Annotated in this window: 16 protein-coding genes, 1 tRNA gene and 2 pseudogenes; 6 read left to right on the top strand and 13 right to left on the bottom strand. The window is 35.3% G+C overall.

From position 1 onward, the window contains the following. Nucleotides 1–312: 312 nt before the first annotated feature. Complete coding sequence (locus tag ABWU71_RS00680) at nucleotides 313–2,121, bottom strand: peptidylprolyl isomerase (RefSeq protein WP_353284538.1); 1,809 nt, start codon at nucleotides 2,119–2,121, stop codon at nucleotides 313–315. 229 nt (nucleotides 2,122–2,350) lie between these two features. Between ABWU71_RS00680 and ABWU71_RS00675 the strand changes: the two genes are divergently transcribed. The 3 genes from ABWU71_RS00675 (at nucleotide 2,351) to rho (ending at nucleotide 5,525) form a co-directional block, all read left to right on the top strand. Continuing rightward, nucleotides 2,351–3,143, top strand: a protein-coding gene (locus tag ABWU71_RS00675; protein ID WP_265023453.1) for an IS5 family transposase whose coding sequence is annotated in 2 segments (ribosomal slippage) — nucleotides 2,351–2,614 and nucleotides 2,616–3,143 — 792 coding nt in all. Because the reading frame shifts where the segments join, the coding sequence is not laid out codon by codon here. 176 nt (nucleotides 3,144–3,319) lie between these two features. Continuing rightward, a complete protein-coding gene (locus ABWU71_RS00670; protein WP_353284537.1) occupies nucleotides 3,320–3,922 on the top strand; it encodes a cell cycle transcriptional regulator TrcR in 603 nt (200 codons plus the stop codon). A 199-nt stretch (nucleotides 3,923–4,121) separates the two neighbouring features. Continuing rightward, nucleotides 4,122–5,525: a transcription termination factor Rho gene (gene rho / locus ABWU71_RS00665; protein WP_353284536.1), complete on the top strand. Its 1,404-nt coding sequence runs from the start codon at nucleotides 4,122–4,124 to the stop codon at nucleotides 5,523–5,525. Nucleotides 5,526–5,691: 166 nt separating this feature from the next. Here rho and ABWU71_RS00660 read toward each other — a convergent pair whose 3' ends face one another. The 6 genes and pseudogenes from ABWU71_RS00660 to ABWU71_RS00630 all read right to left on the bottom strand — a co-directional run bounded on the left by ABWU71_RS00660 (nucleotide 5,692) and on the right by ABWU71_RS00630 (nucleotide 9,497). Further along, nucleotides 5,692–5,994: an RDD family protein gene (locus tag ABWU71_RS00660; RefSeq protein WP_353284535.1), complete on the bottom strand. Its 303-nt coding sequence runs from the start codon at nucleotides 5,992–5,994 to the stop codon at nucleotides 5,692–5,694. A 15-nt stretch (nucleotides 5,995–6,009) separates the two neighbouring features. After that, nucleotides 6,010–6,692, bottom strand: a pseudogene (locus tag ABWU71_RS00655) (IS630 family transposase); the annotation flags it as partial. Between the two features lie 28 nt (nucleotides 6,693–6,720). Beyond that, nucleotides 6,721–7,580 (bottom strand): IS630 family transposase gene (locus tag ABWU71_RS00650; RefSeq protein ID WP_353284534.1). Its coding sequence is split into 2 segments (ribosomal slippage): nucleotides 6,721–7,256 and nucleotides 7,256–7,580, totalling 861 coding nucleotides; the frame shifts between segments, so codons are not numbered across the junction. A 58-nt stretch (nucleotides 7,581–7,638) separates the two neighbouring features. Further along, nucleotides 7,639–7,821 (bottom strand): annotated as a pseudogene (locus ABWU71_RS00645) (IS630 transposase-related protein); the annotation flags it as partial. Between the two features lie 459 nt (nucleotides 7,822–8,280). Beyond that, nucleotides 8,281–9,073, bottom strand: a protein-coding gene (locus ABWU71_RS00635) for an IS5 family transposase (protein ID WP_265023453.1) whose coding sequence is annotated in 2 segments (ribosomal slippage) — nucleotides 8,281–8,808 and nucleotides 8,810–9,073 — 792 coding nt in all. Because the reading frame shifts where the segments join, the coding sequence is not laid out codon by codon here. Nucleotides 9,074–9,104: 31 nt separating this feature from the next. Further along, complete coding sequence (locus ABWU71_RS00630) at nucleotides 9,105–9,497, bottom strand: RDD family protein (RefSeq protein WP_353284533.1); 393 nt, start codon at nucleotides 9,495–9,497, stop codon at nucleotides 9,105–9,107. Nucleotides 9,498–9,642: 145 nt separating this feature from the next. Between ABWU71_RS00630 and icd the strand changes: the two genes are divergently transcribed. Both icd and nth read left to right on the top strand, forming a co-directional pair. Further along, entirely contained in the window at nucleotides 9,643–11,079 is a 1,437-nt protein-coding gene (gene icd, locus ABWU71_RS00625) for an isocitrate dehydrogenase (protein ID WP_353284532.1), read from the top strand. A 27-nt stretch (nucleotides 11,080–11,106) separates the two neighbouring features. Continuing rightward, the gene (gene nth / locus ABWU71_RS00620) at nucleotides 11,107–11,745 is read left to right on the top strand and encodes an endonuclease III (RefSeq protein ID WP_353284850.1); all 639 of its coding nucleotides are present in this window, start codon (nucleotides 11,107–11,109) and stop codon (nucleotides 11,743–11,745) included. A gap of 117 nt (nucleotides 11,746–11,862) precedes the next feature. Here nth and dapE read toward each other — a convergent pair whose 3' ends face one another. Beyond that, nucleotides 11,863–13,059 carry a succinyl-diaminopimelate desuccinylase gene (gene dapE / locus ABWU71_RS00615; protein WP_353284531.1) on the bottom strand — a complete coding sequence of 399 codons (1,197 nt, stop codon included), beginning with the start codon at nucleotides 13,057–13,059 and terminating at the stop codon, nucleotides 11,863–11,865. Between the two features lie 42 nt (nucleotides 13,060–13,101). Here dapE and ABWU71_RS00610 point away from each other — a divergent pair, with 42 nt between their 5' ends. After that, nucleotides 13,102–14,382, top strand: a complete 1,281-nt coding sequence (locus ABWU71_RS00610) for an iron-containing alcohol dehydrogenase (protein WP_353284530.1) — start codon at nucleotides 13,102–13,104, stop codon at nucleotides 14,380–14,382. 187 nt (nucleotides 14,383–14,569) lie between these two features. Here ABWU71_RS00610 and ABWU71_RS00605 read toward each other — a convergent pair. From ABWU71_RS00605 to rpsF, 5 genes are all read right to left on the bottom strand, one after another. Next, nucleotides 14,570–14,642 (bottom strand) — tRNA-Met (locus tag ABWU71_RS00605). Beyond that, the gene (gene purB / locus ABWU71_RS00600; protein ID WP_353284529.1) at nucleotides 14,642–15,934 is read right to left on the bottom strand and encodes an adenylosuccinate lyase; all 1,293 of its coding nucleotides are present in this window, start codon (nucleotides 15,932–15,934) and stop codon (nucleotides 14,642–14,644) included. The genes ABWU71_RS00605 and purB overlap by 1 nt, the downstream gene beginning before the upstream one ends. A gap of 236 nt (nucleotides 15,935–16,170) precedes the next feature. Next, nucleotides 16,171–16,725 (bottom strand): 50S ribosomal protein L9, encoded by a 555-nt coding sequence (rplI, locus tag ABWU71_RS00595; protein ID WP_353273769.1) that lies wholly within the window; start codon nucleotides 16,723–16,725, stop codon nucleotides 16,171–16,173. Between the two features lie 7 nt (nucleotides 16,726–16,732). Continuing rightward, on the bottom strand, nucleotides 16,733–17,008 hold the full coding sequence (rpsR, locus tag ABWU71_RS00590; protein WP_353284528.1) for a 30S ribosomal protein S18: 276 nt from the start codon (nucleotides 17,006–17,008) through the stop codon (nucleotides 16,733–16,735). Then, a complete protein-coding gene (rpsF, locus tag ABWU71_RS00585) occupies nucleotides 17,008–17,781 on the bottom strand; it encodes a 30S ribosomal protein S6 (RefSeq protein ID WP_353284527.1) in 774 nt (257 codons plus the stop codon). The genes rpsR and rpsF overlap by 1 nt, the downstream gene beginning before the upstream one ends. Nucleotides 17,782–17,800: the final 19 nt, after the last annotated feature.

The following is a 17,800-nucleotide window of genomic DNA, read 5'->3' as shown; positions in this document are numbered from 1 at the left end:
TTCATATATTAGTTACAATTTTATACAATGAGCCATTTTAAGTCAAATGAATTATACAACTTTTGCACCTTATAATATAATTACCAATAATGTAGGGCAGTGCCGGGCGCACAGCTATACAAACATTCATTTTTGAAGGTAAATTGCACAGCAAATGGTGTCATTCCAGTCTGGAATCCAGCCTTTTTTTAATCATTAAAACGTTGTATTTTAACATAAAACGGCTACTTTTATGCTTACCAACTTAATAAAATTCCTGGATCCCAGTGTCTGGGCACTGGATGCGTTTGAAGCAACTTATAAGATTTTTGATTATATATCATCAAGTATAGCGTGATTAACTTCGACTTTATACTTTGATTCCAGATAGCTAATTAATTGCTCTTTTAGCGATATCATCACATGTTTTCCGGTGTCAAGCGTGTTTAATTTGCCATTTGATGAATGCATTTCTTTTAGAACACCTATTATAATTTCATTATTGTATTGAATAGGATCTGTCACTGAACCAGTTGTTCTCATATTGAAAATCTCTTCTACAAAAGAAAAGGGGTAGTTTTGTTGATCCACTTCATTGCGGTGTATCTGCTGACCTTTAACTAATTCCACACCTTGAATTTCTTCCAAATCTGTTTTTTCTCTTAGTTGAACTGCAACCTCTTGCCCAAATTTAAACATTCTTTCTTTTATAAACTCACTACGCCAAAGCTCTACCGCTAATGCCTTGCCTTCTTCAAAACTTTGCAATTTGGGTGGAACGATATCGACGATTTTTACACTAACAACAGCGTCCCCAACGCCCTTAAAATAACCTTTCTGATCCTTTTCTCGCGAAAAAATAAAAGAAATCAAATCACCAGAATCTCCTACGCTATTACCGAGTTGATCTTTTCCACTCGCATCTACTGGACCAATAGTTTGCATAGGTAAATTATATTCATTCAATATTTCTTCAATTGTTGAACCATTGTATATTTTATAGTTCACTTGGTTTATGAAATCATTGACTCTTTCAAAAGACTTTTGGTTAGTTAAAACTGACTTTATATCTTGTTTTAAATCAACTAAGTCTTCATCAGAGATTTGATGCGCACTTTCCACTTTTACTATGTGCCAACCAAAACTGCTTGCTAAAACTTCACTTACTTCACCTACTTTGAGAGCAAATACCTTCTCTCTCACGTCTTCTGGTAAAAAATCCTTAGTTATATTATTTACTCTAGTTTCCTCAAGTTTTGTTTTGCCAAACTCTTCTACTATCTGTTCAAAGCTTGTTTTACCCTCCTCAAATGCTCTTCTTGCTGTCTCAGCTTCTTCTTTGGTAGAAAATATTACATTGAATATATCTCTTTGATCTTTAAGTTCTTGTTGTTCTATTATACCATCAACTTCTTCATCTGAGATCTTGATTTGATCTTCAAAATACTTTTGGTCTAGGGAAATATATTGCGCAGTTCGATACTCAGGATAATAAAAATGGGATTGATTTCTTTCATACAAATCAAGCAAGGCTTGATCATCTGGTTCAGGAATGTTTGTAACTGCATCTTCAGTTATTTTAACAATATCAACTACTCTAGTTTGGTAGCGACTTTTGTATATCTGCTCATCAATTTTCTCGCCAAAAGTCACCGGATAATTATCTTTAAATAATGAAGTCATGAACATCATTGCAGGCAGGACTTTCTCTAGCTTTGCTATATACTCTTTCTCTGTCATATGCAGGTCATTTAGCGTTTCATGGAATTTATTTTTGTCAAATTCGCCTTTATCATTTTGAAAGTATTTGGTGTTTTTAATATGGTTTTTTATAGACTCTTCTCCAACTGTCAACCCCAGCTCACTAATTAGGTTAAACAATAGTTTTTGCTCTATAAGTGCGTTAAGCAAATTATATTTTAGCTTTTTTACTTGTTCTCTACTCGCATCAGATCCAGAAATTTGCTTTTCATAATTTTGATATAGTGACTTATACTCATCTGACGTTATAACTTCTTTTCCAACCCTAGCTACCTCTTCTTTTTCATCATCACCTGATAAAAGGTTGCCAATTCCCATGAAGATTAACAAGCAAGCTAAAAGGACAACGGTTACTTTAGTGAAAAAATTTTTAACATTCATTTTAAACCCTGTTAATTAATGGTTAATTATAGAATAGTGATAATTTAATGCTTGTAAACCTGTTGCTTTATTAGCTAATATATATAATATTACAATATATTAACTTAAAATTTAATTCTCTAATCTTAAATAGGAACATATGTTTAACTGAGTTATACTATACCTTAGAACCTGTACATGATCTCAAGAAAGGAATAAACTAAGAGATAATATATATAAGTTAGGATATATGAGGAGTTTATACCCAAGTGATATAAGTCGGGAAAGATTTGAGATTATGTTACCAGATCTAGAGTCCTGTAGAAAAAAAACAAAACCAAGGAAACTTGATTTGTATGATGTATTTTGTGGAGTGTTATACGTTCTGAAAAGCGGTTGTCAGTGGAGAATGCTACCAAAAGAGTTTCCAAAATGGCGCAATTGTTACGACTATTTTAAGAAGTGGAGTGAAAAACCAGATGCAGATAAAGAAAGTGTTCTGGAGCTGGTGTTAAAAAAAAATAGTTGGCGTGGTCCGACAAAACAATGGTCGGAAAGAAAAAACCAGCTTCTGCATAATTGATGCACAGAGTGTAAAAAATGCAGATACTGCTGAAGAAAAAGGCTATGATGCAGGCAAAAAGATTTCAGGAATAAAACGCCATATTGCAGTAGATACGCAAGGTTTGCCCCATGCAATTTATATAACAACAGCAGAGATAACTGACCGTAGCAGTGCTGTGAGAATGGTCGAAAATGCAAAAGAAAACCTCTCGGGAGTTAAAAATGTACTGGTTGATGCAGGCTATACTGGAGAGAATTTTGCAACTCAAATAAAAACGATTATTGGTGCAACCGTTGAAGTGATAAAAAGAAATGAATTACATTCCTTTGTTGTATTGCCCAAAAGATGGGTTGTGGAGCGATCTTTTGCTTGGTTAGAAAAATGTAGAAGATTGTGGAAAAATTGTGAGCGAAAACTCAATACTAGCCTACAAATGGTCGTTCTGGCTTTCACTGCCTTACTTCTGAAAAGATTATGAACAGGCTCTTAGGAAGGGGGAAATATTTTGTTTGAAATATGCTTAAAGGTAAGCGCATTTAATTAACTTAAGAGGTGGGAAGTGACAAACAAAAAGTTATTGGATGACAAAATTAATGCTTTTTTAGTTTTAATAGTTTATATTTTAGCTCTGTATAACAGTAAGGGATACTTTAAATGGGAGATGCTTTTTTGATGTCAATGGAATCTTCTAAGGGCAATAACGATAGAAATAAACAGTTTCTAGTGCAAATAGCTGCTTGGTTAGTAGACAACACTGGTTTAACTTTTAATCAAATAGCACAATGTTGCAGATTGGCCCTTGAAGAAGTACAAGACATAGCTGATGAGGAAATAGAAGTCGAAAAATATAACCCTATTATTTCTGGAGTAATTACTGAAAAAGAAATCGATGATTGCAAAAAAAATCCAAACCGTGTACCAAATTTGATTATAAAAAATATAAAAAAAAGGAGTAAAGCGATTGGTAGCATTCTTGGCTTTGCCTCTACGGCAAGGCGTAGAGATAAACCTGATGCGATTTATTATTTAGTAAAAAAATTTCCTATCTTGGACAATAACGTTATAGCTAAATTAATTAGTACAACAAATTACACAGTTGAGCAGGTAAGAGATGGATCTCATCATAACATGCAAAATATAAAACCCCAAGATCCTGTACTACTCGGCTTATGTAGTCAAGAAAATTTAGAAGCAGAAGTGGAAAAAGCAAAAGTAGAAGAGGAGAAGCAAGAAAGGTTAAAAAAATATAAAGAATAGCTATTGAAAATCCTCAAATTTTTGTGCTTTGTTAACATTAAATTAACTTGACTTGCTAGTGTTTATTAGTATAATGTAAGTAAAGTACGGGGTTTAATGATAATTAAGCTTAATACGCACTGAAACTAACTCAGCCTAATTTATTATCTTATAGTCACATTTTAGGCTAGTAAGCATCAATTAAAATTTTTGGAGGATTATGACAACAATCAATGGAGATGTTTTGGCAGAAGGAAAGGTTACAGCTCAACCTGAAAAAAGTGAGCAAATTTGCAATAACGATACAGTAAAACAGATGGTCAACGAAGGTACTGAGAAAAACAGAAAAACATTAGATCTGAGCGAATTAAAAGAGAAAACAGCAGAAGAATTGTTAGAGTTAGCTGAAGAAAGAAAAATTTTAACTAACGGTAAAAGCAATGGTAGAATGCTAAAGCAGGAAATAATATTCAGCTTAATGAAGAAAATGAGTGAAGAAGGAGGCATAACCACAGGGAGTGGAATAGTGGAAATATTGCCTGATGGTTTTGGTTTCTTACGTTCAGCAAGTGCAAATTATGCCCCAAGTACCGATGATGTTTATATTTCTAACGGGCAAATAAAGAAGTTTAATTTACGTACAGGAGATATGGCATATGGAGAAATAAGGCCACCTGGTGATAAAGAAAGATATTTTACTTTAACTAAGGTTCAAAGTATAAACTCTACTGAAGTAAGTGAATTAAGAAAGTACGTCCATTTTGATAATTTGCTTCCTCTTTATCCTGAGGAAAGCATAGTACTTGAGTGTAATAGTGGTGATGATAAAAAAGGCTTAAGCATGCGTGCTATAGATATAGTAGCTCCTCTTGGAAAAGGGCAAAGAGCGTTAGTAGTTGCTCCACCTCGCACAGGAAAAACTGTATTGCTTCAGCAAATGGCTAACTCTATAGCTATAAATCACCCTGAAGTAGAATTAATAGTGTTACTTATAGATGAAAGACCTGAAGAAGTAACAGATATGATACGTTCTGTAAAAGGTGAGGTAGTAAGTTCTACGTTCGATGAGCCTGCTTACCGTCACGTACAGCTTGCTGAAATAGTAATAGAAAAAGCTAAAAGAATGGTTGAGCATAAAAAAGATGTGGTAATTCTACTTGACAATATTACTAGACTTGCACGTGCTTATAATGCGGTTATTCCTTCGTCTGGGAAAGTTCTAACTGGTGGTGTAGATTCAAACGCACTGCAGAGACCAAAACGCTTTTTTGGAGCAGCTCGTAATATTGAGAATGGTGGTTCTTTAACTATAATCGCCACAGCTCTTATAGAAACTGGCTCAAAAATGGATGAAGTTATTTTTGAAGAGTTTAAAGGTACAGGAAATGCTGAGATCATACTTGATAGAAAACTTTCTGATAAACGTATATTTCCAGCTATTGATATTACAAAATCCGGAACAAGGAAGGAAGAGCTATTAGTTGATAAGGCTATACTAAATAAAATATGGGTGGTGCGTAGGATACTCAATCCTATGGGACTTGTTGAAGCAATGGAATTTTTACGTGACAAACTACTTTTAACAAAGAGCAATGCTGACTTTTTTAACTCCATGAATCACTAAAAGTAAGCCAGTTATGATGGATATGCTGAGCAAAAAGTAAAACGCTCTTATAGCTAAAATAATTTGAATTTACCAAAATATATTTATAGTTAAATTGGCAACTTACCTTAAGTTAGCGCGTGACACTGGAATGACACCCTTGGTGGCAGACAGCTAAAGGAAAATATCAACTAGGTTTATAATCTATCACTACCGTGTTTGCAATTTTGTCGTGAAAAGCTTGTTTATGTTCATCACCTACTGCACACACTAAAACTAAGATTAGTATAGCTAAGAATAAAATAGGATTACAAAGTGATATGCGATAAATTATAAAAAGAGCTATAGTCCTTTTTATTGCTTGCATTGTAGTGATTGACTCAAATGTATCTTTGTCTTTTACACGCATGCTAAATAACAAGTGTCCTGGAGTGCCGCCAAATTTTACTAGCATGAATATATGAAATATACATGGTATAGCATTTCTCATAATAGTCCGAACAGGTCATAGGAAGGCAGAATCAACAGCACGACGAAAGGATTCGAGTAGAGGAATGTTTTTCCTAGCTCTGTTTTTTATAGCAAACCAATGATGCTCAATTTTGTTGAAATCTGGAGAATACGGCGGCAGATACAAAATTTCTGCACCAACTCCTCTAGCAAGCTCGATAATCTTACCAGACTTATGAAAAGTAGCATTGTCAAGAATGACAGTCTGTCCAGGTTCCAAGATCGGTGTCAAAAATTGCTCAAACCATCCATTAAAAACATCCATATTACAGTGGCCTTCAAAGGTTAATGGAGCAACTATCTTTCTTCTACTTAAGGCTGCAACCATACTGATTCGTTGAGTTTTCTTTCCAGATTTTAGGCCATAAAACCGCTGTCCTTTCTGGCAATACCCATATGGATAGTCCTCTGTGTTATCAATGCCAGACTCATCTATATAAACTAAGTTTTCTGGTTCTTTTGTTGCTATAATTTTTAAGAATTCAGCACGTTTTTCTTCGTTTCTTTCCTTGTATCCATATGTCTTTTTTTGCGCGTAAATCCAATTTTTCTGAGAGCTCGGTGGATCGTTTGGATACTAACGTTGCCCCAAAGTTTAGCCATTTCCGACAGAGTCTTTCCTCCGTTTTCTCTGGCAAATTTAGCAAAGGCATCCCAGTCGGTAATTTTGTGATTGTATAGTATTTCTCATAATAGTCCGAACAGGTCATAGGAAGGCAGAATCAACAGCACGACGAAAGGATTCGAATAGAGGAATGTTTTTCCTAGCTCTGTTTTTTATAGCAAACCAATGATGCTCAATTTTGTTGAAATCTGGAGAATACGGCGGCAGATACAAAATTTCTGCACCAACTCCTCTAGCAAGCTCGATAATCTTACCAGACTTATGAAAAGTAGCATTGTCAAGAATGACAGTCTGTCCAGGTTCCAAGATCGGTGTCAAAAATTGCTCAAACCATCCATTAAAAACATCCATATTACAGTGGCCTTCAAAGGTTAATGGAGCAACTATCTTTCTTCTACTTAAGGCTGCAACCATACTGATTCGTTGAGTTTTCTTTCCAGATTTTAGGCCATAAAACCGCTGTCCTTTCTGGCAATACCCATATGGATAGTCCTCTGTGTTATCAATGCCAGACTCATCTATATAAACTAAGTTTTCTGGTTCTTTTGTTGCTATAATTTTTAAGAATTCAGCACGTTTTTCTTCGTTTCTTTCCTTGTATCCATATGTCTTTTTTTGCGCGTAAATCCAATTTTTCTGAGAGCTAGGTGGATCGTTTGGATACTAACGTTGCCCCAAAGTTTAGCCATTTCCGACAGAGTCTTTCCTCCGTTTTCTCTGGCAAATTTAGCAAAGGCATCCCAGTCGGTAATTTTGTGATTGTAACCTCCATTTCCAAGTTTTTTTGATTGAAAGTCTCCTGTTTCTTTTCTTCTTTGCTGCCACTCCCATAAAGTAGTTCGTCCAATTTTAAATCTTGCTGCCACTGTTTCTCTGCTTCCTCCCTCCTCTAGCGCTTCCATTGCTTTTTTCCTTAAGTCATAACTATATGCTGCTGGCACTCAACCTCCTTATCATCGTCTATCCTTATCTTATCACATCCGGACTTCTATGAAAAGAGCTATAACCTCCATTTCCAAGTTTTTTTGATTGAAAGTCTCCTGTTTCTTTTCTTCTTTGCTGCCACTCCCATAAAGTAGTTCGTCCAATTTTAAATCTTGCTGCCACTGTTTCTCTGCTTCCTCCCTCCTCTAGCGCTTCCATTGCTTTTTTCCTTAAGTCATAACTATATGCTGCTGGCACTCAACCTCCTTATCATCGTCTATCCTTATCTTATCACATCCGGACTTCTATGAAAAGAGCTATATCATTAAAAATAAAGAAAATACAATCGTGGTGATTACAATTATTGCACCCATGATCCCTTGTATTGCGTGTGTAAGTGAGAAACCCACCGCCATTAAACCAAATGGTATTGCGATAAATAAAATACAATCAACTATAAATGCTAGAGTACGTCTTGTCATCGTTGAGTAGTTTACTTTTTTATCCATGTACTACCTATAAAGAAAAATATCAACTAGACTTATAGTCTATCACTACTGTTTTTACAATTTTATCGTAAAAAGTCTGTTTGCGTTGATCAAATACTGCAAACAAAAATAAAATTAGCACAATTAAAAGATATAGAAAAGTATAACCATGATAATGCAGATGAAGCAAAAAGCGAAAAATAATCCAGATGCTTCCCTTAGAGCCTGTTCATAATCTTTTCAGAAGTAAGGCAGTGAAAGCCAGAACGACCATTTGTAGGCTAGTATTGAGTTTTCGCTCACAATTTTTCCACAATCTTCTACATTTTTCTAACCAAGCAAAAGATCGCTCCACAACCCATCTTTTGGGCAATACAACAAAGGAATGTAATTCATTTCTTTTTATCACTTCAACGGTTGCACCAATAATCGTTTTTATTTGAGTTGCAAAATTCTCTCCAGTATAGCCTGCATCAACCAGTACATTTTTAACTCCCGAGAGGTTTTCTTTTGCATTTTCGACCATTCTCACAGCACTGCTACGGTCAGTTATCTCTGCTGTTGTTATATAAATTGCATGGGGCAAACCTTGCGTATCTACTGCAATATGGCGTTTTATTCCTGAAATCTTTTTGCCTGCATCATAGCCTTTTTCTTCAGCAGTATCTGCATTTTTTACACTCTGTGCATCAATTATGCAGAAGCTGGTTTTTTCTTTCCGACCATTGTTTTGTCGGACCACGCCAACTATTTTTTTTTAACACCAGCTCCAGAACACTTTCTTTATCTGCATCTGGTTTTTCACTCCACTTCTTAAAATAGTCGTAACAATTGCGCCATTTTGGAAACTCTTTTGGTAGCATTCTCCACTGACAACCGCTTTTCAGAACGTATAACACTCCACAAAATACATCATACAAATCAAGTTTCCTTGGTTTTGTTTTTTTTCTACAGGACTCTAGATCTGGTAACATAATCTCAAATCTTTCCCGACTTATATCACTTGGGTATAAACTCCTCATATATCCTAACTTATATATATTATCTCTTAGTTTATTCCTTTCTTGAGATCATGTACAGGTTCTTAGAAATACATCTTATTGTTGCTTGCATAAGGGTAACATTTGTAAATGTATTAGCATCTTTAATATGCATACCACACAATAGTTTTCCTGGGGTACCACCAAGTTTTGTTACCATTAATATTTTGGATATTGTTAGTACTAATGTTGCGATCACTGTAGAAACTATAAATGGTATTTCTGTTGCTAGTTGTGCAAGTTCCTGAAAAGAGTCTTTATCTTGATCTTGTAATGATACGATGAATACACCATAGATAAAACCGAAGATAAAATGAGGGGAAAATATGATGAGGTCAAGTATTTCTGCTACAATACGCCTTGTAAATCCTACATAATTTACTTTAACATTTATTTCAGTATTCATAACCCCACCTATATTTCATAATATCATCATGTAATATAAAAATACGTTATTAAATAACCGTAAATATACTAACTTGGGTAATATTAGCTACTTGTGCCACTCTATTATTTAAATTAATATTAAATCATTTATAACTAGGGAAGTTATGTCAACACCAATCACAGTTGCATATGGCGACGGTATCGGACCAGAAATCATGGAAGCGGTGCTGTCGATATTGCGCGAAGCAGAAGCGGAAATCTCAATAGATATTATTGAAATAGGGGAGCGTGTTTACAGTAAAGAATGGTCTCACGGAATTTCTCCAAGTGGTTGGGAATCAATTGAAAGGACAAAAATATTATTAAAATCTCCGACAACAACTCCTCAAGGTAAAGGCCACAAAAGCTTAAACGTTGCACTCAGAAAAAATCTAGGGTTGTATGCAAATATCAGACCATGCATTTCATATCATCCTGTTATAGAAAATAAATTCGATAAGTTTGATATCGTAGTAATACGCGAAAATGAAGAGGACGTTTACACCGGAATAGAGCATAGGCTCACTGGTGACTCTTACCAATGCACTAAAATTATTACTAGGTCTGGCTCAGAGAAGATATGCAGGTACGCTTTTGAATACGCGAAAAAACACAACAGAAAAAAAGTAACTTGCCTGACTAAAGATAACATCATGAAAATGACTGACGGAACTTTCCATGCCGCGTTTGATCGCATTGCAAAGGAATACCAGGACATAAAGGCAGAACATTATATAGTTGATATTGGAATGGCACGTGTTGCCACAGAACCGGAGAATTTCGATGTTATAGTAACCGAGAACTTATATGGCGACATATTATCAGATATAGTCGCACAAACCTCTGGATCTGTGGGGCTTGCCGGAAGTAGCAACATCGGAAATGAATACGCAATGTTTGAAGCAGTGCACGGTTCTGCCCCTGATATTGCAGGAAAAAACATAGCCAATCCTTCTGGTCTTTTAAATGCTGCAGTGCATATGCTAATTTACATAGGTCAAGTGGGTACTGCAAAACTAATCTACGATGCATGGCTCAAGACTTTGGAGGATGGAATACACACTGCCGATTTGTATAAGGAGAAAAGAAGTAAACAGAAAGTTGGTACCAAAGAATTTGCAGAAGCTGTTATAGATAATTTAGGAAAGAAACCTGCTGAGCTTATAATTGGCAGTGGTTCGGATAGTAAAATAAATTTGGATAGTAAAATAAATAAAGTACAAGACAATTACGAACAAGATTACAAAGTTAAAAAGCTAGTGGGTAGTGATATAACTCTCGCTTGGGACAAATCCAGTAATTTTGATCAAATAGTAGGATTATTTGAATCAAGTAATCCGCAAATTATAGCAATATACTCAAAAGGACTTGCGATTTGGCCAGGAAACTCAAAACCTTCAAGTGACCAAATAACCTGTAGGTTTATCGCAAATAATGAAAAGCAAGCTATTACAAATAGTGATGTAAATAACTTGCTAATCAAACTCGAAGAACACAATTTTGACGTGGTGAGAATGGACAAATTGTATTTATATGATGGGAAAGAGGGGTTTTTCGTTTAAATATTTAAAAGAGGTGTGGTAAATGAAATGGACTCAAAAAAAGTAGAACTAATATTTGAAAAGTTTCAACAATCAAATCCTGCGCCAAAAATAGAGCTAAATTACACCAATCATTTTACATTATTGGTTGCGATAGTTTTATCAGCACGGACAACTGATGTAAGCGTTAACAAAATTACAAGAGAACTATTTGACATTGCTGATACGCCAGAAAAAATGCTGAGCTTTGGGCAGAGTGAGCTGAGAAAATGCATAAGCAGTATTGGTTTATATAATTCCAAAGCAAAAAATATAATCGGGCTCGGCAAAATATTGATTGAGTGGCACAATAGCAAAGTGCCTACTGATTTCGATGATTTGGTGTCTTTGCCTGGAGTGGGGAGAAAGAGCGCTAATGTGTTCTTAAATTCGGGGCTTGGCATTCCAACATTGGCAGTTGATACTCACGTTTTTAGAGTGAGCAATAGAGTTGGGCTTGTGAAAGAAAAAGATGTGTTTAAAACAGAGCAATCTCTTTTAAATGTGGTTCCCAAAAAATACCTGCTTTATGCTCATCATTGGCTAGTTTTGCATGGTAGATATGTTTGCAAAGCACAGAAACCTTCGTGTGAAACGTGCATAATTCATGATTTATGTGAATTTGAGTGCAAAAGGTATAAAGTCTAGTATTTCTTTTTTTGTCATCCAAGTAGCTATAGAAACGAAAAAACTTACTTGACACATTTTGCTGGAATGACACCAGTTGTTATTCAAACAACAGTTATGCAAGAGATCTGATTACATCTAAGCTAACAATGGACCGCTAGATATACTACTAACTACGTTGACCTGATTCAATATTTTATTAGTGGGATTGAAATAATTTTCTATAAACTCCTTATATATAGCTGTTAACTTGTGTACATCGTCTACTAATACGCATTCATTTGTCTGATGTGCGGTTTTGTTGATTATACCAAATTCAATCACTGGACAAACATCTTTGATAAACGCAGCGTCAGATGTGCCACCACTTGTGCTCAGCACAGCATCAATACTGGTAACTTTATTTATCGCATCAAGCATAATATCAGTATTTCTATCGGGAGTAGAGAGGAAAACGTCCCTGCTGCTATGCACAGAAAGTTTATAATCGCTAGTTACACTAGAGCATATTTCATCAATCAGCTTATATAAGCCACCCGGTGTTTGTTCATTGTTATATCGAATGTTAAAACGTGTAGTTGCTGAACCAGGTATTAGATTGCTAGTATTATTTCCAACATCGATAGTAGTAACTTCGCAATGTGAAGGCTGAAAATATTTATTACCATGATCAAAAGTAGTATTTTTTACCTTACTCAATATCGATATTACCTTATATATTGGATTATCTGCTAGGTCTGGGTAGGCAACGTGCCCTTGTTTTCCATGGCAAATTAATTCAAATGTTACAGAACCTCTTCTGCCTATTTTTATGGTATCACCTAATTTCTCACTACTGGTTGGTTCGGCAACTACACAAAAATCTATCTTTTTCTGCTTACTTTTCATCCATTCCAAAACTGCCTTTGTTCCATATTCTTCCATGCTTTCTTCAGCACTGGTAATCAATGCACTTATCGAACCATTAAATTGAAACTTCTCTGCAATCAAATTTACCATAGCAGCAATAAATGCAGCTACTCCGCTTTTCATATCAGCGGCCCCTCTTCCATATAACATTCCATCCCTCACTTCTGGATTAAATGGACCAAATGCCCAATCTTTTAATTGACCTGGTGGCACAACATCAACATGCCCAGCAAAGCACAAATTTGGTACTCCATTTATATATTTCGCATAAAGATTTTTAACTTTATCACCAAACTCTAAAATTTCACAATCAAAGCCACTCTTCTTGAAGATTGTTGCTATATACTCTATTGCCCCGCTGTCTTCTGGTGTTATACTCTCAAAAGAGATCAATTTTCTAGTTAGCTCTACAGGGTCAATTTTCATGTCAATCTTAAAATACTTATACTGCTATATTGTAAACACTCTATGCACTATTTAAAACAAATATTACATCAAGCCGAACAAACTTTTCTAAGGGAAGTAATAACAGATTACCACCTTGCTGATGATATCTATGAAATATGCACACGACACGGAAATGACATCTTTCTAGTTGCAGATGAAAATACAGCAAAACTTTTAAACAAAAACGTATTTGATAAAATTCCTAACTTAATTATTCCAGCTCCACCTGTCATTCCAGCGCGTGACACTGGAATCCATAAGTTGTTTTCCTGGATCTCAGTGTCAGCTACTTGCATGACACCAAGCAGAGCTGCCTCTCTTGAAACCGTAAATCTAGTTAGAAACAAAGCAAAAGACAGTGACTTAATAGTTGCATTTGGTAGCGGCACCGTTAACGATATCTGCAAATATGCAAGCTACCTCGAGAAAAAAGATTATATATCGTTCCCAACAGCCGCTTCTATGAATGGATATACATCTGCAAATGCTTCAATATTAGTAAATGGATATAAAAAATCGTTCAAAGCACATCTTCCAAGAGCAGTATATATAGATATAGACATACTTGCCAATGCACCACTGCGCCTCACATTAAGCGGATTTGCAGATTTCATTTGTCGTTCAACAGTTCAGGCTGACTGGCTGCTATCTCATTTGTTGCTTGGCACAGAATACAATGAATTACCTTTTACATTTGTTCGCGATTTGGAGCAAATTTTGCTAAGAGAGTATACGGCACTTACTAAAAGAAGTAGAAAAGTGGTCCTATTACTTATGGAAGTTCTACTAATTTCAGGACTTGGAATGGTGATGTCAAAAGGCAGCTATTCTGCAAGCCAAGGAGAGCATATGATAGCTCACGCAATGGAAATGGTAACAAAAGATTATTCTTCACTACATGGCGAAAAAATTGCTGTTACGACGATTACCATGGCTAATTTGCAGGAAAAGATATTATCAATACAAAACCCGATTATCAAACCGACCACTTTAGATGTAAAACATATAACTCAGTGCTTTGGTAATATTGAATTTGTAAGAACTTTTGAACAGAAGCAAATTATGCAGCAAAAAATCCAAGAGATTATTTGTAAAGAATGGACTAATATTTCCAATTTAATTAAGCAAAATTTACTACCTGCAAAACACCTGCAAAAAATATTTGAAGATCTATCAATTCCACACTTACCAGAGCACCTCAGTTGGAATAAAGAACAATATTGTAAAGTGGTCGATCTTGCGTTTGTAACAAGAGATAGATTCACCTTTCTTGACTTAGCTAACTGCATAGAAGAAAGTTAAGTTTTGTAGTGAAATTCTGTCATCTAAAGAGATCATAGGCCAAAAGCTAAACCCTTTTCACAATCTCTTATCCATTGTCCTCTAAACTGTACACTTGAGTGGATACACAACTGAACGTAACCATTTCAAGTAGCTGACACTGGGTTTCACCAATAGCACTACTTTGCTAAACATAGTTTATTTCGAGTGGCTGAGGAGGGACTTGAACCCCCGACCAAGAGATTATGATCCTCCTGCTCTACCAACTGAGCTACTCAGCCTAATTAAAGACCTTATTGTACACATGATCTATATGTTTCGTATAATACTTCAAATCAAACAAAGATTCAAGTTTTTCCGAGTTAATAACCTTAAGTAAGGGTTTATCTTGTTTCAATTCGGCCAGAAAATCACTGTTGTTTTGTTTCACTTTCATTGCATTGCTCTGAACAATTTTATACGCCTCTTCTCTCGCCAAACCACTATTTACTAACTCAAGCAATACACGCTGTGAGAAAACTAAACCTTTTGAAGAATTTAAGTTCTTTTCAATGTTTTCCTTATTGATCACCAATTTATCTATCAAATCTGTTAATCGCACTAAAGCAAAATCCATTGTTATACAAGCATCAGGAGCAATGCATCTTTCCACAGACGAGTGTGATATATCACGTTCGTGCCACAATGCAACATTTTCTAACGCAGGAAAAACATAACTGCGTATTAAACGTGAGAGTCCAGTCAGATTTTCACTTAAAATAGGATTACATTTGTGTGGCATAGCAGAGCTTCCCTTCTGCCCAGTGGAAAAATGCTCAGAAATTTCGCCGATTTCAGTTCTTTGCAAATGACGAATTTCAATCGCAATATTTTCTATTGAGCTTGCAATCACTCCCAAAAACGAAAAGAACATGGCATGTCTATCACGAGGAATGACTTGAGACGATATGGTTTCAGGTATGAGTCCCATTTCTTTCGCTACATACTCTTCAACAAACGGATCAACATTTGCAAAATTACCTACTGCACCTGATATTTTACAAATTGAGATCTCTTTTTGCGCGCTAATTAATCTCTGATAATTGCGTTTAAATTCAGCATAAAATCTAGCAAATTTTAATCCAAGAGTTGTTGGTTCTGCATGCATTCCATGACTGCGCCCAACACAAACAATATCTTTATAGTCCTCAGCTTTTTTTTTCAATGCTACAAGTAAATTTTTTAGATTCTCGAGTAAAATATCACATGACTCTTTCAACTGCACCGCAAGGCATGTATCCAAAACGTCAGAACTTGTCATTCCATAGTGTAGATACCGAACATCAACTCCCGCTTTTTCAGCAACATATGTCAGAAAAGCTATAACATCATGTTTTACAATGGATTCAATTTCGTTGATACATTCAACATCAAATTCAATAGCACAAGAGAGGTTCTCAGCAATATTATTCGGAATCACTCCTAACTTTGCTTGAGCTTCACACGCTAGTTTTTCTATTTTAAGCCATATATTAAATTTATTATTTTCCTCCCAAATGGAAGACATTTCTTTTCGGCTATAGCGGGGAATCATTTTTGATTTATTCCAATAATGGTGTCATTCCAGTGCGTGACACTGGAATCCAGATATAAAAGTATTTGCAAATTATTCAATGGACAACGGATTCTAGAAGCATAAAATAATGTCCATGATGAAATAAACTGGATCCCAGTGTCACGCACTTGGATGACATGAGGGGAGCACTGGGATGACACCAGCCTAGCCATGGCAGAAATTTCTTTACGACTATAACGAGGGATCATCTTTGATCAGCTATCATCACCATCAGTAGCTTCTTTATTCGCATCTTGCTCTGCCTCTTGTTGCTCAGACTTCTGATTTTGCAATTTTACTTGCCTTAGCTCATTTGCATCTGTTTCGGATTTCACGACGTATATAGTAATTGGCACTACTACTTCACTATGTAATTCTACGTTTACTTGGTATTCACCCAAGTTTTTGATGCTTATTCCACCAAAAGATAAACTACGGTGATCTATCACATGTCCTTCTTGTAGTAAAATTTTCGCAATTTCACGTGTTGTCACAGAACCAAAAATTTTACCATCCTCTGAAGCTTGCTTTATTAATACCACAAACTTATCATGTAGTGACAATGCAAGCTCTTTTGCTACATTTAATCTTTTTATATTCTCTTCTTCCAGTAATAAACGTTGCTCCTCTAGCTTTGTTAAATTTTCCTTGGTAGCTTTCACCGCTTTTCTTTGTGGAAAAAGAAAATTACGTGCATAACCTGGTTTAACTTTGACAACTTCACCAAGCTTACCTAAAGTCCTTATATTTTCCTTTAAAATTATCAACATAAATTACCTAAACTTTTTTAGTACAGTAAGGAATAAGAGCTAAAAAACGTGCCCTTATGATCGCTAAGCGTAACTTCCTTTGTTTTTTTGCACATACGCCTGTTAATCTTCTAGGTAATATCCTACCATAGTCAGAGGTAAACTTGGATAATAAATCTATATTCTTATAATCTATGTCTTCATCTTTAAACGCAGCAAGAGGGCAAACTTTAGAACGCCTAAAGCCAGTCCTATTATTTACAGATACGTAAGAATTATTAAAACTATTTCGTCTTTTCATCATTATGCGCTTTGCTCCTCAATTTGTTTATTCATCATATAAGATTTACCTTCAAAAATTTTATCAACCTGCACAGGAAAGTGGCGAATAACGTTCTCATTAAGTTTCATTCTACGCACAAATTCATCCAGAATGCTTGCAGTAGAACTTATGCACATTATACAATAATGACCGCCCTTCATTTTATTTATTTGATATGCAAAATCCAAAAGACCCCAATGTTCATACTTGATTAATCCTGATGCTTCAATGTTTTTCAAAAGCATTTCCAATGCTTTGCTCGATTGAGTTGGACCGTTTATTCTAAAATCTTTCAAAATATCTTGAAAAATCTTTATTAGATGTTCTGAAATATTTTTCTTCAAAGCATTTACTGCGTTATGGATAAATGCACTTTTAGTACTGCCTCCTGGAAATTTTGTAAAATCTTGCGTTATTCCTAAATCTTCTAGGTCATCTTTCAACTCTTTATCGATTTTTGACTTCACTTCTTTCAAATTTGAAAGATCTTCTTCCAATTCAACCCATAAAATTTTTGTAAGATCTTCCAAGAAATCAGAGTAAGCAACTAGATCTTCTTTAATGTTTTCAGCACGCACTTCTAACTCTTGTTTTGTAAGCTTGTCATTTCCTTTTTTCAGAACATCCCTGATTTGCTGGAACATAACATCTGCTTTAATATTTTTCAATGAAACAGCTAGCTCTTGGACCATCTCCTCTACTTCTTGTTGTAATAATCCTTGTTGTGTTATAAAAGTAAATTCATAAAGATTCACTATATCTTCCTTTAATACC

The sequence above is a fragment of the Wolbachia endosymbiont (group A) of Lasioglossum fulvicorne genome (assembly GCF_964028605.1).
GTDB lineage: Bacteria > Pseudomonadota > Alphaproteobacteria > Rickettsiales > Anaplasmataceae > Wolbachia.
Note: the sequence above shows the minus strand (reverse complement) of the source record. Positions and strands in the feature narration are given on the sequence as shown.